Genomic DNA, 15,837 nt, shown 5'->3' with positions numbered 1-15,837 from the left:
GCATGCACTTGATGAGGAGTTGCGCCTTATGACTCAGCAGACCCAGCAGAATGAGCAGGCCGGATTTGAAACCGCGACGCTCGGCGGCGGTTGTTTCTGGTGTACCGAAGCGGTGTTCCTGGCCGTGCAGGGCGTGGCATCGGTCGAATCGGGCTACGCGGGCGGCAAGGTGCTGAATCCGTCGTACGAACAGGTCTGCGGCGGCGACACCGGCCACGCCGAAGTGGTGAAGGTCGTGTTCGATCCTTCGGTCATCGGCTTCCGGGAAATCCTCGAGATCTTTTTCGCGACCCACGATCCGACCCAGCTCAACCGCCAGGGCGCCGATACCGGCACGCAGTACCGCTCCGTCGTGTTCACGCATTCGGACGAGCAGCGCAAGATTGCGCTCGACGTGATCGAGGAACTCCAGCGTGAGGATATCTACGGCGGCAGGATCGTCACGGAAGTCAGCCCGCTCGACGGCAACTACTATCCCGCCGAGGCCTATCACCAGAACTTCTTCGCGCAGCATCCGGAGCAGGGCTACTGCGCGGCGGTCGTCGGGCCGAAGGTCGCCAAGTTCCGCAAGAAGTTCGCGCATCGCCTCAAAGCATGAGGACGTAAAGGCGTGAGCGCGCCTACGAAGCGCGTTCGCATGCCGCCGCAATGCCCCGCGCGAGCTCGAAGCACGTGAGCGGCGCGGAGCCTTCCGCCTTGTTGTTCGCCGCGATCACCACCGGCTGGCCCGCGATCGCATATTGCGCGGCCAGCTCGGCCAGCGCTTCGCGCGTGTCGAGATCCTCGTCGACGATCCGGTCGAACGGCTCGTACTTTGCCTTCGCCTGTTCGTAGCGGAAGCCGCTGTGCAGGCTCCAGCGCACGACGAGCGGTCCCAGGCCGTCTTCATCCAGCAGCGCGAGCGCTTTCGCCTGGCGGCGCACGTCGGGCATGCGCGCGTGCACGCCGATGCAATAGCGCACCTTCGCCTCCCGCAGCGCGCGGATGAAACGCGGCGTGAGCATGACCGCGTCGCGTATTTCCACCGCGTAGCAGGCGTCGCCTTCGAGCGGCGGCAGCGCCTTCAGGAATTCAGAGAGACGATCGATGAACAACGCCGGCTCGACCACCAGCGCATCCGGCAGCGGCGAGAACTGGAACACCAGCGCGCCGGCCTTCGCACCCAATCCGCCGATGCACGGCGTCACGAATTCATCGATGGCAATCTGCGCGTTCAGGAAAGCGGGATTGTCCGCGTCGGGCGCGCCGCGTTCGCCGCGCACGAAGGCATCGGTGACGGAGGCCGGCGCCTTGACGATGAAGCGGAAATGTTCGGGCACCTGCGACGCGTATCGTGCGTATTCGGCGAGCGACAACGGCGCATAGAACGAGCGGTCGATCGACACGCTTCTGAGCAGCGGATGCGCGCCATAAGCGGCGAGACCGTCGCGCGAAAGCTTGGTGTTCGAATAGTCGTCGCCATAGACGATGCCGCGCCAGCCCGGAAACGACCATGTCGAGGTGCCGAGATGGATCGAATCGGGAAGGCGTTGCGCAAGCAGTTCGAGTTCGGGCTGCGACGGAGCGGGCAGCACGCCGCGCGCTTTGGTGGACTTCGGCGTCGGCAGGGGCTTCGCAGGCTCACGCACCACCGGCGCAGGCTCGCCGAACAGGTCGAGAGTGTCCTCGTCCGGCCCGCCTGCGCCGTGCTGCGTGAGGTCGCGGTTCAGAGCGCCTTCTCGTAGATATAGCGCCGCGACCACGGCAGCGTCTTTGCGCTGCGTCCCGCCTTGCGGCAGATCACCTGGTAGATCGACACGTCGTCGTTTTCGAATGCATACGCGCACCCTGCCAGATACACGCGCCAGATACGGAAATGCTCGTCGTCCACGAGCTTCTTCGCTTCCTCGGCATTGGCCTCGAAGCGGTCGGCCCACAGGTCGAGCGTGTGCGCGTAGTGGCGGCGCAGGCTCTCGACGTCGAGCGCCTCCAGCCCGCCTTCCTGCATCGTCTGCAAGGCGAGGCTGATGTGTGGCAGTTCGCCGTCCGGGAACACGTATTTGTCGATGAACTCGCCGCCGCCGAAGGACGTTTCACCGCTGTCGGCATCCGACGAGGTGATGCCGTGATTCATCGCGACGCCGTCATCGACGAGCAGCTCGCGGATCTTCGCGAAATAGGCCGGCAGATTCTTGCGCCCGACGTGCTCGAACATGCCGACGCTCGTGATGCGGTCGAACTGCCCCGGGATGTCGCGGTAATCCTGCAGGCGGATCTCGATCCTGTCTTCGAGTCCGGCGGCCTTGACGCGTTCGGTCGCCAGCTTGAACTGGTTTTCCGAGAGCGTGACGCCGACGCACTTCGCGCCGAACTTCTGCGCCGCGCGAATCACGAGCGCGCCCCAGCCGCAGCCGATGTCGAGCAGCGTGTGCCCCGGCTGCACCTGGATCTTGGTCAGGATGTGGTCGATCTTCTTGAGCTGCGCGGTGTCGATGTCTTCGTCGCCGTTCTCGAAGTACGCGCAGGAGTAGACCATGTTCTTGTCGAGCCAGAGCTGGTAAAACTCGTTCGACACGTCGTAGTGGTACTGGATGGCTTTCTTGTCCGACGCCTTCGTGTGCGTGAAGTAACGCCGCACGCGGGCCAGCTTGCTGGCGTTGGTCACCGTGCTCTTCGCGAGCGAATAGCCGATGTTGATGATGTCGCTCAGCTTCCCTTCGATGTCGATCTTGCCCTTCACATAGGCTTCACCGAGATTGTCGAGGGTCGGTTCGAGCAGGTATTGCAGCGCGGTCGCGCTCTTCACATGCAGCGTCACCTGAGGCGCGGCGAACTGGCCGAAGTCATGCTGCTGGCCATCCCACAGCACGAGACGCGCGGGCAGGTTGGCCCGGTCCCGCACTTCCTCAACCCATTGCGTCAGCTTCTTCTCCCAGAACATGCTTGTTTCTCCGCGCTAAGAAAATCAAGGGGAAGGCGTGTGCCTTCATGCTCGTTGCCGTTGTCGTCTCGCTTGCCGCAGTGCTCGCGTCAGGGCGCGAGTCTCGTGATTCGCCATGCGTCGTCCGCACGATCCCGCGTGTAGACGATGCGGTCGTGCAGGCGCGAAGGGCGTCCCTGCCAGAATTCGATGGTGTCGGGCACGACGCGATAACCGCCCCAGTGCGGCGGACGCGGCGGCGCGTCGCCGTAGCGGGCGATCATCTCGCGCTCGCGCGCTTCGAGCGTCGCGCGGCTGTCGAGCGGCTCGCTCTGCGGCGAGGCCCACGCGCCGATCCGCGAACCGAGCGGACGCGAGGCGTAGTAGGTGTCGCTTTCCGCGTCGCTGGTCTTTTCGACGCGCCCCTCGATGCGCACCTGGCGCTCGAGTTCGATCCAATGGAACAGCAGGCTTGCCGCGGAGTTGGCGGCGAGCTCGCGGCCCTTGCGGCTGTCGTAATTGGTGAAGAAGACGAAGCCGCGTTCGTCGACGCCCTTGATGAGCACGATGCGGGCAGAAGGCCGGCCCGCTGCATCGACGGTGGCGAGCGTCATGGCGTTTGGTTCGGGCAACTTCGCATCGAGTGCTTGTGCGAACCAGGTTTCGAATTGACGCACTGGGTTCGGGTCCACGTCGGCCGCGTCCAGCGCGCCGCGCGAGTAGTTTTGGCGAAGATCTGCGAGGGTCGTCATTTTTATGCAAACGCTACAGTCGCGACAGTATAGCCAACGTGAAACGATCTTGCCCTGATTACCCGGGCGCGACTCCGGAGGCACAGGAAGGATCGTGAGCGGCTATCACGTCACGGGTTTCGATAAGGCAGAATACGCAATCCGGCCGTATTTTGCATGAATCCGTACCCCTGAACGAAACACCGACAGGCATTTGAAAGCGTGTGTTGAGGCAGCACAAGCTTCGGGCGATTTTCGGCTTGTGGCAGGCTTCAGATTTGCTTTCAGTGCAGTGTGCTTTTACCTCGTCCGCCATGAACGCTTCTTCCGTTTTCCCCGCATCCCTCCCTGCCGACGACGCCGACCGCGAGCGCCGTTTCGGCGGCATTGCGCGTCTGTACGGTGCGCCCGCGCTGGCCGCGTTCGAACGCGCGCACGTCGCGGTGATCGGCATTGGCGGCGTCGGTTCGTGGGTGGCGGAGGCGCTGGCGCGCAGCGCGGTGGGCCGCCTGACGCTGATCGATCTGGACAACGTCGCCGAGAGCAATACGAACCGTCAGATTCACGCGCTCGACGGCAACTACGGCAAGGCCAAGGTCACGGCGATGGCCGAACGCATCCGGCTGATCGATCCGGCGTGCGAGGTGCGCGAGATCGAGGACTTCATCGAGCCCGGCAACTTCGATGCGGTGCTCGGCACCGGCTTCGACTACGTGGTCGACGCCATCGACAGCGTGCGCACGAAGACCGCATTGATCGCGTGGTGCGTGAAGAACAGGCAGGCGTTGATCACGGTGGGCGGCGCGGGCGGGCAGCTCGATCCGACGCGCATCCGCATCGACGATCTCGCGCTGACCATCCAGGACCCGCTGCTGTCGAAGGTGCGTGGCCAGTTGCGCAAGCTGCACGGCTTTCCGCGCGGCCCGAAGGCGCGTTTCAAGGTGAACGCGGTGTATTCCGACGAGCCGCTGATCTATCCCGAAGCGCCCGTCTGCGATCTGAGCGAGGGCGCGGAGCATCTGGAAACCGGCGGCGGACAACAGGGGCCGGTCGGGCTCAACTGCGCGGGCTTCGGTTCGAGCGTGTGCGTGACGGCGAGCTTCGGCTTCGCGGCGGCCGCGCGCGTGCTGAGGGATCTGGCGAAACGCGCGGGCTGAGCGTCGCGCGTTGCCAATGCAAAACGGCCAACTGCACGAGCTGGCCGTTTGTCTTTGAGGGAGCGTCGAGCGCCGCTCAGTTCATCGCCGCGCTGAGCCTGCGCCGCCAGCGCGAGACGACGTCCGGCTGATTCGCGGCAAGTTCGAAGACCGAAAGCATGGTCTTGCGGCCGACATCGTCCATGAAGGCGCGGTCGCGCACGACGATTTCCAGCAGATGCTCCAGCGCGCCGTCGAATTCGCGGCCCGCGATCAGCCGGTTGGCCAGCGCGAAACGGGCGTCGAGATCGTCCGGATGGGCTTCGACGGCGGCGTACAGGGCGTCGGCGGGCGGGAGATCGGCGGCTGCGTCGGCGGCGTCGAGCTCGGTCTTCAGCGCGTTGTAGCGTGCGTCGATGCCTTGCGTCGTCTTCGGCGACAGCAGCTTGTCTTCTTCCTTCGCTTCGTCGTAGCGGCGCTCGGCGATCAGCCATTCGATCAGGTCGAGACGGGCGTCGTCATAGCCGGGATCGAGCGCGATGGCGGCCTTGATGGTGTCGATGGCGAGCTTGCGATTGCCCGCCGCCCAGGCGGCCTGCGCGCTGAGCCGTTCGGCGTCGGCCCCGGCCGGCACGAGCCGGTCCAGGAATTCGCGCAACTGGCCTTCCGGCAGCACGCCGATGAACTGGTCGACCGGACGGCCTTCCGCAAAGGCGATCACGTGCGGAATGCTGCGCACCTGAAAGTGCCCGGCGAGCTCCTGGTTTTCATCGACGTTCACCTTGACGAGCTTCCATTTCCCGGCGGCTTCGGCTTCGAGCTTTTCGAGCATCGGTCCGAGCGTCTTGCACGGGCCGCACCACGGCGCCCAGAAATCGACGAGCACGGGCGCCAGCATCGACGCGTTGATGACATCGTTCTCGAAAGTGGCGAGGGTCGTTTCCATGCGTTCTCCAAGTGCCTGCAGTCAATCTCGTTCAAATAGGGACGATGCGCGGTTTTTCAAGTTCCGCCGCGCGTCAGGCTTCCGGCGCCTGCGGTTCGCGGCGCTGCGGCGGCAACGGGATGAACTCGCTTTCGCCGGGCACGTGGCCCATGCGCTGTTCGCTCCAGGCCGTCTTGGCCGCCGCGATCTTGTCGCGCGAACTCGACACGAAATTCCATTCGATGAAGCGCGTGCCGTCGAGCGGCGCGCCGCCCAGCAGCATCGCGACGGCGCCGCCGGCGCTCGTGAGCCGCACGTCGGCGCCCGGCGCGAGCACGGCCATCTGCTGTTCGGGCAGCGCTTCGCCGTCGAGGCTCAGGTCGCCGCTGACGAGATAGATGCCGCGCTCTTCGTGCTCGGTGTCGAGCGTAATCGCGCTGCCGGGCGCGAACTGCGCGGCCACGTAGAACGTCGGCGAGAAAGTGCGCGTGGGCGCGGTGGCGCCGAACGCACTGCCGGCAATCACGCGCAATGCGACGCCATCGCGTTCGATCTGCGGCAGCGCGGCGGCGGCGTGATGCTCGAACGACGGCTCCACCTGTTCGCTCGCCACCGGCAGCGCCACCCACGTCTGGATGCCGTGCATCGTCTGGCCGGCGGCGCGCTCCGCGTCGGGCGTGCGTTCCGAATGGACGATGCCGCGTCCGGCGGTCATCCAGTTGACGTCGCCGGGAACGATCTTCTGCACTGAGCCTACGCTGTCGCGATGCATGATCGCGCCTTCGAACAGATAGGTGACGGTCGCGAGCCCGATGTGCGGGTGCGGACGCACGTCGAGACCCTTGCCGGGCACGAGCGTTGCGGGACCGATGTGGTCGAAGAAGATGAACGGCCCGACCGTCCGGGCAGCCAGGGCGGGCAGGACACGCCGCACTGTCAGGCCGCCGACGTCGTGTTGGTGAGGCTTGAGCAGCGTGCGCGGGGTCGAGGGCATGAGCGGAAGCGGACGTGATGGGAGTGCCGGATTGGCGCTCGCGGAACTTTCGATTCTACCGGCCGACGCCGCGCGGCGCAGATGCGCTTCCCGGTTCTGATTCGGTCCTCCATCTTCTGCCGTCGCGTTCTCGAAAATGCGCGCAGCCGCGCGCGACGTCATCCAACCTGACTGGGGAGTAAAGACATGAGCAAGAACAAACTGTTGATGGCCATTGCCGCAGGCGTCTTCACCGCGACCGCCGCGGGCGGCGCGTTTGCACAAACGTCGTCGGGCAATTCGTCGGGGGCAATGGGCAACGATGCCGCCGCAGCGACCACGGATAATTCGAGCGGCATGACCCAGCACAAGAAGCCGCGCAAGCATATGGCGCGTCCGTCGTCGGGCAAGAAGACGCCTGAGGCGACCACCGGCAACAACGCGGCGGCCGAGTCGGGCCAGAGCAAGTAATACGCTGCTGCGTGTCTACCGGCGCTCGCGTCCCTTCGGTGGCGCGAGCGCCGTGCTGTTTTGTGCACGATCTGACAAGCGCAACAAAGCGTCGCTCAATTACACTTTGCGCCTCGACAACATTGCGTCAGGCACGAGGGGAAGGGCGATGTCGCCAAGGGACTTGCTGATCGCCACGGTGGTCATTTTCGCGTGGGGCGTGAACTTCGTCGTCATCAAGCTGGGCCTGCACGGCGTGCCGCCGATGCTGCTCGGCGCGTTGCGCTTCGCGTTGGCCGCCACGCCCGCGGTCTTCATCAAGCGTCCCCAGATCCCGCTGCGCTGGCTCTTCGCTTACGGTCTCACCATCTCGCTCGGACAATTTGCGCTGCTGTTCTATGGCATGTCGGTCGGCATGCCGGCGGGGCTTGCTTCGCTCGTGCTGCAGGCGCAGGCCTTCTTCACGCTGTTCTTCGCTGCAATGTTCCTCGGCGAGCGCGTTCACGCGGCCAATCTCGTCGGACTCGTGATCGCCGCGGCCGGTCTTGCGCTGATCGGCATCCAGGGCGGCCACGCCATGACCCTGACCGGCTTCCTCTTCACTCTGGCAGCCGCCGCGATGTGGGCGCTCGGCAACGTCGTGACGAAAGCGATGGGCAAGGTCGATCTGCTGTCACTCGTCGTCTGGGGCAGCCTGATCCCGCCGTTGCCGTTCCTCGCGCTGTCGCTGATCTTCGAGGGCCCGGCGCGCATCGAATCCAGTCTCGCCGCCATTCCGCTCGTGTCGGTCCTCGCCATCGGTTATCTCGCGTTCGTCGCGACGATCGTCGGCTACAGCCTGTGGGGCAAGCTGCTCGCGCGCTATCCGGCGGCGAGCGTCGCACCGTTTTCGCTGCTCGTGCCGGTGATCGGACTGGTGTCGGCGGCGGTGTTTCTCGGCGAAGACCTGAGCGCCGCGCAGATCGCCGGCGCGGCGCTGGTGATGGCGGGACTGGTAGTGAACGTGTTCGGCAAGTGGCTCGTTCAGCGGCTGATGCCGGCGGCGCGCTGAACGAATTCCTGCGCGAGTCTCAAGTCATGCGGCTTTTCGCGAGCGGCGGATTGGCCGCGAAGTAGCGCTTGATGCCCTTGAGAATGGCGTTGGCCATCTTGTCGCGATAGGCGTCGTCGTTGAGGCGCGTTTCCTCGTCCGGGTTGCTGATGAAGGCCGTTTCCACGAGGATCGACGGAATGTCCGGTGCCTTCAGCACGGCGAAGCCCGCTTGTTCGACCGAACCCTTGTGCAGCTTGTTGATACCGCCAATCTCGTTCAGCACGAAGCTGCCGTAGCGCATGGAATCGCGGATCTGCGCGGTCGTCGACATGTCGAACAGCGCGCGGTTCACGCTGGCATCCTGCGACTTCACGTTGATGCCGCCCACCTGGTCCGACGCATTCTCCTTGTTCGCCATCCAGCGCGCCGCCGCGCTCGACGCACCATGGTCCGACAGCGCGAACACCGACGAGCCGCGCGCATCGGGCGAGGTGAAGGCGTCGGCGTGAATCGACACGAACAGGTCGGCGGACACGCGCTGGGCCTTCTGCACGCGCACGTTGAGCGGCACGAAGAAGTCGGCGTCGCGGGTCATCATCGCGCGCATGTTCGGCTGGGCGTCGATCTTCGCGCGCAGCTTCTTCGCGATGTCGAGCGCGATGTGCTTCTCGTACGTACCCTGACCGCCGATCGCGCCCGGATCCTCGCCGCCATGTCCCGGATCGATCGCGACCGTCAGCAGGCGCGTGGTGCCGGCGCCCTGCTTGGGCGCGGAGAAGGTGTATTGATCTTCGTCGTCCTTTTGCGCGATGACCGGCGGCGCGGACGGCACGCGCGGTTTCGGCGCGGGCTTCGGCACGGGGATGGACGGCGCCGCGGGAACGGCCGGCGCGGCGTCGTTCTGCGCGTACTTCTGGAAGAACTCGTCGGTCGAGTCGGACGCGCCGGGCTTCTGCGCGGTCGTCGGCCCGGACAGTGTGGCGGGCGGCGGCGCGGACGGATTCGGATTGGCGCGGTCGAGCGCTTCCTGCTTGCGCTCGGTTTCCGCGAGCAATTCCATCAGCGGATCCGGCGCGACGGCCGGGTACAGGTCGAACACGAGCCGGTACTTGTAGCTGCCGATCGGCCCCAGCGTGAACACCTGCGGCTTCACCGATCCCTTCAGGTCGAACACCATGCGCACCACGTGCGGCTGATATTGCCCGATGCGCACGGCCTGGATCTGCGGATCGTTCGGCGCGATCTTCGAGACGAGGTCGCGCAGCGCCTGGTCGAGATCGATGCCGGAGAGATCGACGACGAGCCGGTCCGGTCCCTGCAGCATCTGGTTGGTGTTCTGCAGCGGCTGGTCCGATTCGATCGTCACGCGGGTGTAGTCGCGCGCGGGCCACACGCGCACGCCGAGCACCGAGCTGGCATGGGCGAGCTTCGGCGCGACGAGCGCGAGCACGAGCGTCGAAGCGCCTGCGCGCAGCACCTGGCGGCGACGCCAGTTGTGCGGCGCGGTGGCGCTCGATTCGATCGAGTGGAACGGCTTGATCAACATCTTTCGAGACATGTCTTTCCTGTTTCGCTAAACGCCCGCGCGGTCAGCACGCGGCCTTCTTCTTCGTTCGAATCGCCGGGCGCATCATGCTCGCCCGGCAGCGATAGCTGGAACACGAGATCCGGCACGCCGAGCAGTCCGCCTGCCTGCTGCGGCCACTCGACCAGGCACACGGCACCCCGGTCGAAATATTCGCGAAAGCCGGCATCGGCCCATTCGGCCGGATCGGCGAAGCGGTAGAGATCGAAGTGATAGACGTCGAGCGGACCGCTGCGGGTAGCGAGCGAGTACGGCTCAACGAGCGTGTATGTCGGACTCTTGACGCGGCCCTCGTGCCCGAGCGCGCGCAAGGTCGCGCGCACGAGCGTGGTCTTGCCCGCGCCCAGATCCCCGATCAACTGGACTTGCAGGCCCGCGAAACGTTCAGGCGAAATGAACTGGCGGGTGGCGTCGATGGCCTGCGCGAAGCGCGCGCCGAACGCGAGCGTGGCCGCTTCGTCGCGCAGGTCGAAGCGGCGTTCGAGCAGCGCGGCAGAAGAATCGGGCGTGATGCGGTCGGGGCTTTCGGGCATTGCTCGTAAAATATCGTGATGAACCGATTGCCGGAACATTCCGTTGAAATCACGACCGCGTCCAGCGACGCCGCCGCTGAGTCCGTCTCAGAGTCGCGCGCCTCGACTCGCATGGAGGAGGCTGCGCTGGCGGAACTCGCGCACCGCATCAAGACCTGGGGGCGCGAGTTGGGATTCGGTGCGGTCGGCATCAGCGATATCGACCTGGCGGATGCCGAGCAAGGCCTTGCTGAGTGGCTCGAAGCAGGCTATCACGGCGACATGGATTATATGGCCAAACATGGGATGAAACGCGCGCGGCCGGCCGAGCTTGTGGCCGGCACGCGACGTGTCATCACCGCGCGGATGGCCTATCTGCCCGCGGCGACGCTCGCACAAACGGGCGCTGAAAGCGTCGCGACAGGCGACGGTCAGAAGAACGACTGGCGTGCCATCGAGTGGTCGCGGCTTGCGCAGCCCGAGCAGGCGATGGTCTCGGTCTACGCCCGCGGCCGCGACTATCACAAGGTCATGCGGCAGCGGCTGCAGCAGCTCGCGGAGCGCATCGAAGGGGAGATCGGCGCCTTCGGCTATCGCGCGTTCACGGATTCCGCGCCGGTGCTGGAGGTGGCGCTGGCGCAGAAGGCGGGCAATGGCTGGCGCGGCAAGCACACCTTGCTGCTCGATAGCGACGCGGGTTCGCTGTTCTTCCTCGGCGAGATTTTCGTGGACGTGCCGCTGCCCGTGGATCCGGATCCCCAGCACGACGGCGCGCACTGCGGGCAGTGCACGCGCTGTATCGACGCCTGTCCGACGGGGGCGATCGTCGCGCCGTATCGGGTGGATGCGCGGCGCTGCATCTCGTACCTGACGATCGAACTGCATGGCAGCATTCCCGAAGAGATGCGTCCGCTGATCGGCAACCGTGTCTATGGCTGCGACGACTGCCAGCTGATCTGTCCGTGGAACAAGTTCGCGCAGGCTGCGCCGGTCGCGGATTTCGACGTGCGTCACGGGCTGGATCGCGCGACGCTGGTTGAACTGTTCGCCTGGAGCGCGGACGATTTCGACACGCGCATGCAGGGCAGCGCGATTCGTCGCATCGGGCACGAACGCTGGCTGCGCAATATCGCGGTGGCGATGGGCAATGCGTTGCGCGCATCCGGGCTCGATGCCCGCGAGCGGGAGGCCATCGTCGCCGCATTGGAAGCCCGTGCGGACGATGCTTCTGCGCTGGTCCGTGAGCACGTAGCGTGGGCGCTAAAGCAAGAGAGCCAGGGGGAACAACCATGAAGCCATTCGATGCCGTGATCGACGCGCCGTTCGGCAAGGTGGGCATCCGCGCCGATGAAGCGTGCGTGCGCGAGATCGTCTATTTGCCCGATGACGCGGACAGCATCGAGCCGCATGGGACGCTGGCACGCGAAGCGGCCGGGCAGATCCGCCGTTACTTCGACAGTCCGTCGATGCGCTTCGAGCTGCCGCTCGGCATCGGCGGTACGGCGTTTCAGCGGCGCGTGTGGCAGGGCATCAGCGGCATTGCGCAGGGACAGGTGTGGACCTACGGGCAACTGGCGCGGGTGATAGGCAGCGTGCCGCGCGCGGTGGGGCAGGCGTGCGGCTCCAATCCGCTGCCGATCGTGATACCGTGCCACCGGGTCGTCGCGGCGAGCGGAATCGGCGGATTCGCGCATCATCCCGGCGACGGTTTCTATCGCAACGTGAAGCGCTGGCTACTGGCGCATGAAGGTGTATCCATCGCATGACGAGCGCAATCAACGCAACGGACCCAGCGGACACCGCGGACGCAACGGACGCGACGGACGCGGCGGACGCGGCGATCGACCCGGTCCACACGCCCGACCCGGTCCACACGCCCGGGCTGGCCGCGAGCCGGGACGCCATCGACCTCTTCTGCGACGCGCTCTGGCTCGAACACGGCCTTGCCAAGAACTCGCTCGAAGCTTACCGGCGCGACCTGAAGCTCTTCGCCGAATGGCTCGGCAAGACGCGCGGCGCGTCGATCGATGCCGCCGTCGAGAACGACATGAACGGCTACATGGCGGCCCGGCGCGGCGACAAGGCGACTTCGGCGAACCGGCGTTTGTCCGTCTTCCGCCGCTACTACGCATGGGCGATGCGCGAACATCGTACCGCGGCGGATCCGACGCTCAAGCTGCGTTCGGCCAAGCAGCCGCCGCGCTTTCCCTCCACCTTGAACGAAGTGCAGGTCGAGGCGCTGCTCCACGCTCCCGATACCGACACCCCGCGCGGCCTGCGCGACCGCACCATGCTCGAACTGATGTACGCGAGCGGCCTGCGCGTGACCGAGCTAGTGACGCTGAAGACGGTGGAACTGGGCCTGAACGAGGGCGTGGTGCGCGTGATGGGCAAGGGTTCGAAGGAACGCCTGGTGCCGTTCGGCGAGCAGGCACACGAATGGATCGAGCGTTATCTGCGCGAATCGCGCCCGGCATTGCTCGGCCCCCGCGCCGCCGATGCGCTGTTCGTCACCTCGCGCGGCGAGGGCATGACGCGCCAGCAGTTCTGGAACATCATCAAGCGCCATGCGCTGAACGGCGGCGTGCATGCGCCTCTCTCGCCGCACACCTTGCGGCACGCGTTCGCCACCCATCTGCTCAACCACGGCGCGGACCTGCGCGTCGTGCAACTCCTGCTCGGCCACTCCGACATCTCGACGACCCAGATCTACACGCACGTGGCGCGCGAGCGGCTGCACAAGCTGCATCGCGAGCATCATCCGCGCGGGTAGGCCCGAACGTTGGAAGCGCTTCAGATTTCCGCGCCGCGCATGAGTCCGCGCGCGATGATCACCTGCTGGATCTGCGACGTGCCTTCATACAGCCTGAAGAGCCGCACGTCGCGGTAGAAGCGCTCGATGCCGTACTCGGCGACATACCCCGCGCCGCCATGAACCTGCACCGCGCGGTCCGCGACGCGTCCGCACATCTCGGTGGCGAAATACTTCGCGCATGACGCTTCCACGGACACGTCGCGTCCTTCGTCGCGGCGGCGGGCCACGTCCAGCACCATGCATTCAGCGGCGTAAAGCTCGGCCTTGCTGTCGGCGAGCATGCCTTGCACCAGCTGGAACTCGCCGATGGGCTGGCCGAACTGACGGCGCTCCTGGGCATAGGCAACGGCGTCGCGCAGCATGCGCCGGGCTGCGCCCACCGCGATGGCCGCAATGTGAATGCGGCCCTTGTCGAGCGTCTTCATCGCCGTCTTGAAGCCCACGCCTTCCACGCCGCCGATCAACTGGCTCGCCGGCACCCGGCAGTTCTCGAAGATGACGTCGGCAGTATGCGCGCCGCGCTGGCCCATCTTGCGGTCCGGTTTGCCGATGGAGAGCCCAGGCGTGCCGCGCTCGACGATGAACGCCGAGATGCCGCTCGCGCCCTTCGCTTCCTGAGGGTCGCCGGTGCGCGCCATGACGGTGTAGAGGCCGGCTTCGGGCGCGTTGGTGATGAAGCGCTTGGTGCCGTTGAGCACGTAGAACTCGCCTTCCCTGCGCGCGCTGGTCTTGAGCGAGGCCGCGTCCGAGCCGGCATCCGGCTCAGTGAGACAGAACGAGCCGATCAATTCGCCGGAAGCAAGCTTCGGCAGATAGTGCGACTTTTGCGCCTCGGTGCCGTCGAGCACGATACCGATGGAGCCGATGCCGTTGTTCGTGCCGATCACCGAGCGGAACGCCGGCGAGGTCTGCCCCAGTTCGAAAGCGATGCGCACTTCCTCTTCCATGGTGAGGCCGAGACCGCCATAGGCTTCGGGAATGGTCAGGCCGAACATGCCGATCTCGCGCATGGCGCCGACGAGGTCCGCGGGGATCTCGTCGGTTTCGTCGACTTCGCGCTCGCGCGGCACGAGCTGCTCGCGCACGAAGCGGCGAATGGTGTCTTCGAGAAGGGTCTGGATTTCGGTGTCGCGGATCATGGAATCTCCTTGTGCTGGAGAACGATCGTGCCACAGGTGCCGGGGCACGCACACTCGGCCATTCGGCCAATGGTGACGCGCCGGACGCGCCGCTACAATGCGTCCATGTCGAAAAGCAAACACGTATCCGAAACGCCCGCGACGCAGTTCCTGCGCCGTCATCAGGTTGCGTTCGGCGAGCATCCGTATGAGTACGTCGAGCACGGCGGCACCGAGGAATCCGCGCGCCAGCTCGGCGTGGACGAGCATCAAGTCGTCAAGACGCTGGTGATGGAAGACGAGTACGCCAAGCCGCTCATCGTGCTCATGCACGGGGATCGCACCGTGTCCACCAAGAACCTCGCGCGGCAGACAGGGGCGAAGCGCATCGAGCCGTGCAAGCCGGAAGTCGCGAACCGCCATTCGGGCTTCCTGGTGGGCGGCACGTCGCCGTTCGGCACGAAGAAGGCCATGCCGGTGTATGTCGAAGCCAGCATCCTCGAACTGGACCGCATCTATCTGAACGGCGGAAGGCGTGGTTATCTCGTCAGTCTCGCGCCGGAGGTCCTGACGCGCCTGCTGCATGCCACGCCCGTGCAGTGCGCAAGCGTCGATTAGAATGCACTCCGCTCTCGTCACCACCGAAAAGACACCATGATTCCTTTGATCGTCGCCGTCGTGTCCTATCTGATCGGCTCGATTTCATTTGCCGTCGTCGTCAGCCACGCAATGGGTCTCGCCGATCCGCGCTCCTACGGCTCCGGCAACCCCGGCGCCACCAACGTCCTGCGCACCGGCAACAAGAAGGCCGCGATCCTCACGCTGATCGGCGATGCGTTCAAGGGCTGGCTGCCAGTGTGGGTCGTCGTGCATTTCGGCGCGAGCTTCGGCTGGGATCCGGCGCTCATCAACACGGCCACGGCGCTCGCGGCCATCGCCGTGTTCCTCGGGCATCTGTACCCGGTTTTCTTCCGCTTCCAGGGCGGCAAGGGCGTGGCCACGGCGGCGGGCGTGCTGCTCGCCGTTCATCCGGTGCTCGGACTCGCCACGCTGCTGACCTGGCTCATCATTGCGTTCTTCTTCCGCTATTCGTCGCTGGCGGCGCTCGTCGCAGCGGTGTTCGCGCCGTTCTACCAGGTGTTCCTGTTCGGCCCCAGCCGTATTTCGCTCGCGGTGCTGGCCATGAGCCTGCTGCTCATCTGGCGGCATCGCGCGAATATTTCGAAGCTGCTGGCGGGGCAGGAAAGCCGCATCGGCGACAAGAAGAAGGCTGCGGGAGCAGCCGAATAAGATGCCGGCCGGACCGGCTCAGCTGACGAAGACCACGTACGTATCCGCCGGACTTGAATAGAAGAAGCTCGCGATGCGTCCTGCACGGACGGCGGACAGGATATCGGCGATGCCGTTGACCTCGGCGCCGTCCTTCCTCTTGCCGACGATGATCGACGGCCCGGGCGTGCCCGGCGAGCCGCGCCTGATGCCAACGAGCCGTCGGATCGCGCCTTCCTGTGTCGTGAAATAGTTGTCCATGCGTGCGTGGCGGTGCGTGGCTTGCAGTGATGGGCCAAGCCTAGCCTGTATCGTCTGATGATTATGTTGGGCAGGGCACACTCGCATCCGCCATGCCCGCTGTAAGACGACTGCAAGACCGCGGCACGCA

Annotated in this window: 18 protein-coding genes; 9 read left to right on the top strand and 9 right to left on the bottom strand. The window is 65.6% G+C overall.

Going from position 1 to position 15,837, the window contains the following annotated elements; all coding sequences use genetic code 11:
* Nucleotides 1-28: 28 nt before the first annotated feature.
* A complete protein-coding gene (gene msrA / locus QCE69_RS11890) occupies nucleotides 29-598 on the top strand; it encodes a peptide-methionine (S)-S-oxide reductase MsrA (protein WP_309918290.1) in 570 nt (189 codons plus the stop codon).
* A 22-nt stretch (nucleotides 599-620) separates the two neighbouring features.
* Here the strand turns inward: msrA and QCE69_RS11885 are convergent, their stop codons facing one another.
* The 3 genes from QCE69_RS11885 to pdxH all read right to left on the bottom strand — a co-directional run bounded on the left by QCE69_RS11885 (nucleotide 621) and on the right by pdxH (nucleotide 3,651).
* Nucleotides 621-1,709 carry a DUF72 domain-containing protein gene (locus QCE69_RS11885; RefSeq protein WP_409021205.1) on the bottom strand — a complete coding sequence of 363 codons (1,089 nt, stop codon included), beginning with the start codon at nucleotides 1,707-1,709 and terminating at the stop codon, nucleotides 621-623.
* Nucleotides 1,706-2,920: a cyclopropane-fatty-acyl-phospholipid synthase family protein gene (locus tag QCE69_RS11880; protein ID WP_309918288.1), complete on the bottom strand. Its 1,215-nt coding sequence runs from the start codon at nucleotides 2,918-2,920 to the stop codon at nucleotides 1,706-1,708. The genes QCE69_RS11885 and QCE69_RS11880 overlap by 4 nt, the downstream gene beginning before the upstream one ends.
* Nucleotides 2,921-3,009: 89 nt before the next feature.
* Entirely contained in the window at nucleotides 3,010-3,651 is a 642-nt protein-coding gene (gene pdxH / locus QCE69_RS11875; RefSeq protein ID WP_309918285.1) for a pyridoxamine 5'-phosphate oxidase, read from the bottom strand.
* 293 nt (nucleotides 3,652-3,944) lie between these two features.
* On the opposite strand from pdxH, the gene QCE69_RS11870 reads away from it, so the two are divergent.
* Nucleotides 3,945-4,787 carry a tRNA threonylcarbamoyladenosine dehydratase gene (locus tag QCE69_RS11870; RefSeq protein WP_309930844.1) on the top strand — a complete coding sequence of 281 codons (843 nt, stop codon included), beginning with the start codon at nucleotides 3,945-3,947 and terminating at the stop codon, nucleotides 4,785-4,787.
* A 76-nt stretch (nucleotides 4,788-4,863) separates the two neighbouring features.
* On the opposite strand, the gene trxA is transcribed toward QCE69_RS11870, so the two are convergent.
* Nucleotides 4,864-5,712 (bottom strand): thioredoxin, encoded by an 849-nt coding sequence (trxA, locus tag QCE69_RS11865; protein ID WP_309918280.1) that lies wholly within the window; start codon nucleotides 5,710-5,712, stop codon nucleotides 4,864-4,866.
* A gap of 73 nt (nucleotides 5,713-5,785) precedes the next feature.
* The gene (locus tag QCE69_RS11860; RefSeq protein WP_309930842.1) at nucleotides 5,786-6,685 is read right to left on the bottom strand and encodes a pirin family protein; all 900 of its coding nucleotides are present in this window, start codon (nucleotides 6,683-6,685) and stop codon (nucleotides 5,786-5,788) included.
* A gap of 186 nt (nucleotides 6,686-6,871) precedes the next feature.
* Between QCE69_RS11860 and QCE69_RS11855 the strand changes: the two genes are divergently transcribed.
* Nucleotides 6,872-7,135 carry a hypothetical protein gene (locus tag QCE69_RS11855; RefSeq protein WP_309918276.1) on the top strand — a complete coding sequence of 88 codons (264 nt, stop codon included), beginning with the start codon at nucleotides 6,872-6,874 and terminating at the stop codon, nucleotides 7,133-7,135.
* 148 nt (nucleotides 7,136-7,283) lie between these two features.
* Entirely contained in the window at nucleotides 7,284-8,165 is an 882-nt protein-coding gene (locus tag QCE69_RS11850; protein ID WP_309930838.1) for an EamA family transporter, read from the top strand.
* Between the two features lie 19 nt (nucleotides 8,166-8,184).
* On the opposite strand, the gene QCE69_RS11845 is transcribed toward QCE69_RS11850, so the two are convergent.
* Entirely contained in the window at nucleotides 8,185-9,705 is a 1,521-nt protein-coding gene (locus tag QCE69_RS11845; protein ID WP_309930836.1) for an N-acetylmuramoyl-L-alanine amidase, read from the bottom strand.
* On the bottom strand, nucleotides 9,687-10,265 hold the full coding sequence (gene tsaE / locus QCE69_RS11840) for a tRNA (adenosine(37)-N6)-threonylcarbamoyltransferase complex ATPase subunit type 1 TsaE (RefSeq protein ID WP_309918266.1): 579 nt from the start codon (nucleotides 10,263-10,265) through the stop codon (nucleotides 9,687-9,689). The genes QCE69_RS11845 and tsaE overlap by 19 nt, the downstream gene beginning before the upstream one ends.
* A gap of 18 nt (nucleotides 10,266-10,283) precedes the next feature.
* Between tsaE and queG the strand changes: the two genes are divergently transcribed.
* From queG to xerD, 3 genes are read left to right on the top strand one after another with little or no spacing between them, the layout of a single operon-like run.
* On the top strand, nucleotides 10,284-11,537 hold the full coding sequence (queG, locus tag QCE69_RS11835) for a tRNA epoxyqueuosine(34) reductase QueG (RefSeq protein ID WP_409021181.1): 1,254 nt from the start codon (nucleotides 10,284-10,286) through the stop codon (nucleotides 11,535-11,537).
* Complete coding sequence (locus tag QCE69_RS11830) at nucleotides 11,534-12,010, top strand: methylated-DNA--[protein]-cysteine S-methyltransferase (protein WP_309930832.1); 477 nt, start codon at nucleotides 11,534-11,536, stop codon at nucleotides 12,008-12,010. Before queG ends, QCE69_RS11830 begins: the two co-directional genes overlap by 4 nt.
* The gene (gene xerD, locus QCE69_RS11825; protein ID WP_309930830.1) at nucleotides 12,007-13,017 is read left to right on the top strand and encodes a site-specific tyrosine recombinase XerD; all 1,011 of its coding nucleotides are present in this window, start codon (nucleotides 12,007-12,009) and stop codon (nucleotides 13,015-13,017) included. The genes QCE69_RS11830 and xerD overlap by 4 nt, the downstream gene beginning before the upstream one ends.
* Nucleotides 13,018-13,037: 20 nt before the next feature.
* On the opposite strand, the gene QCE69_RS11820 is transcribed toward xerD, so the two are convergent.
* On the bottom strand, nucleotides 13,038-14,198 hold the full coding sequence (locus QCE69_RS11820; RefSeq protein ID WP_309930828.1) for an acyl-CoA dehydrogenase family protein: 1,161 nt from the start codon (nucleotides 14,196-14,198) through the stop codon (nucleotides 13,038-13,040).
* 105 nt (nucleotides 14,199-14,303) lie between these two features.
* Between QCE69_RS11820 and ybaK the strand changes: the two genes are divergently transcribed.
* Both ybaK and plsY read left to right on the top strand, forming a co-directional pair.
* On the top strand, nucleotides 14,304-14,795 hold the full coding sequence (gene ybaK, locus QCE69_RS11815; RefSeq protein ID WP_309918252.1) for a Cys-tRNA(Pro) deacylase: 492 nt from the start codon (nucleotides 14,304-14,306) through the stop codon (nucleotides 14,793-14,795).
* 36 nt (nucleotides 14,796-14,831) lie between these two features.
* Entirely contained in the window at nucleotides 14,832-15,467 is a 636-nt protein-coding gene (gene plsY, locus QCE69_RS11810) for a glycerol-3-phosphate 1-O-acyltransferase PlsY (protein ID WP_309918250.1), read from the top strand.
* Between the two features lie 18 nt (nucleotides 15,468-15,485).
* On the opposite strand, the gene QCE69_RS11805 is transcribed toward plsY, so the two are convergent.
* The gene (locus QCE69_RS11805; RefSeq protein WP_309918247.1) at nucleotides 15,486-15,707 is read right to left on the bottom strand and encodes a hypothetical protein; all 222 of its coding nucleotides are present in this window, start codon (nucleotides 15,705-15,707) and stop codon (nucleotides 15,486-15,488) included.
* Nucleotides 15,708-15,837: the final 130 nt, after the last annotated feature.

The organism is Caballeronia sp. LZ032, from assembly GCF_031451315.1.
Lineage (GTDB): Bacteria > Pseudomonadota > Gammaproteobacteria > Burkholderiales > Burkholderiaceae > Caballeronia.
The sequence above is the reverse complement of the archived record's forward strand: the minus strand, read 5'-3'. Positions and strand labels throughout refer to the sequence as shown.

What these genes read in the sequence shown, in the direction of transcription:
- msrA (WP_309918290.1), top strand. Translation starts at nt 29, where the DNA reads ATGACTCAGCAGACCCAGCAGAATGAGCAGGCCGGATTTGAAACCGCG.
- QCE69_RS11880 (WP_309918288.1), bottom strand. Translation starts at nt 2,920, where the DNA reads ATGTTCTGGGAGAAGAAGCTGACGCAATGGGTTGAGGAAGTGCGGGAC.
- pdxH (WP_309918285.1), bottom strand. Translation starts at nt 3,651, where the DNA reads ATGACGACCCTCGCAGATCTTCGCCAAAACTACTCGCGCGGCGCGCTG.
- QCE69_RS11870 (WP_309930844.1), top strand. Translation starts at nt 3,945, where the DNA reads ATGAACGCTTCTTCCGTTTTCCCCGCATCCCTCCCTGCCGACGACGCC.
- trxA (WP_309918280.1), bottom strand. Translation starts at nt 5,712, where the DNA reads ATGGAAACGACCCTCGCCACTTTCGAGAACGATGTCATCAACGCGTCG.
- QCE69_RS11860 (WP_309930842.1), bottom strand. Translation starts at nt 6,685, where the DNA reads ATGCCCTCGACCCCGCGCACGCTGCTCAAGCCTCACCAACACGACGTC.
- QCE69_RS11855 (WP_309918276.1), top strand. Translation starts at nt 6,872, where the DNA reads ATGAGCAAGAACAAACTGTTGATGGCCATTGCCGCAGGCGTCTTCACC.
- QCE69_RS11850 (WP_309930838.1), top strand. Translation starts at nt 7,284, where the DNA reads ATGTCGCCAAGGGACTTGCTGATCGCCACGGTGGTCATTTTCGCGTGG.
- QCE69_RS11845 (WP_309930836.1), bottom strand. Translation starts at nt 9,705, where the DNA reads ATGTCTCGAAAGATGTTGATCAAGCCGTTCCACTCGATCGAATCGAGC.
- tsaE (WP_309918266.1), bottom strand. Translation starts at nt 10,265, where the DNA reads ATGCCCGAAAGCCCCGACCGCATCACGCCCGATTCTTCTGCCGCGCTG.
- queG (WP_409021181.1), top strand. Translation starts at nt 10,284, where the DNA reads ATGAACCGATTGCCGGAACATTCCGTTGAAATCACGACCGCGTCCAGC.
- QCE69_RS11830 (WP_309930832.1), top strand. Translation starts at nt 11,534, where the DNA reads ATGAAGCCATTCGATGCCGTGATCGACGCGCCGTTCGGCAAGGTGGGC.
- xerD (WP_309930830.1), top strand. Translation starts at nt 12,007, where the DNA reads ATGACGAGCGCAATCAACGCAACGGACCCAGCGGACACCGCGGACGCA.
- QCE69_RS11820 (WP_309930828.1), bottom strand. Translation starts at nt 14,198, where the DNA reads ATGATCCGCGACACCGAAATCCAGACCCTTCTCGAAGACACCATTCGC.
- ybaK (WP_309918252.1), top strand. Translation starts at nt 14,304, where the DNA reads ATGTCGAAAAGCAAACACGTATCCGAAACGCCCGCGACGCAGTTCCTG.
- plsY (WP_309918250.1), top strand. Translation starts at nt 14,832, where the DNA reads ATGATTCCTTTGATCGTCGCCGTCGTGTCCTATCTGATCGGCTCGATT.
- QCE69_RS11805 (WP_309918247.1), bottom strand. Translation starts at nt 15,707, where the DNA reads ATGGACAACTATTTCACGACACAGGAAGGCGCGATCCGACGGCTCGTT.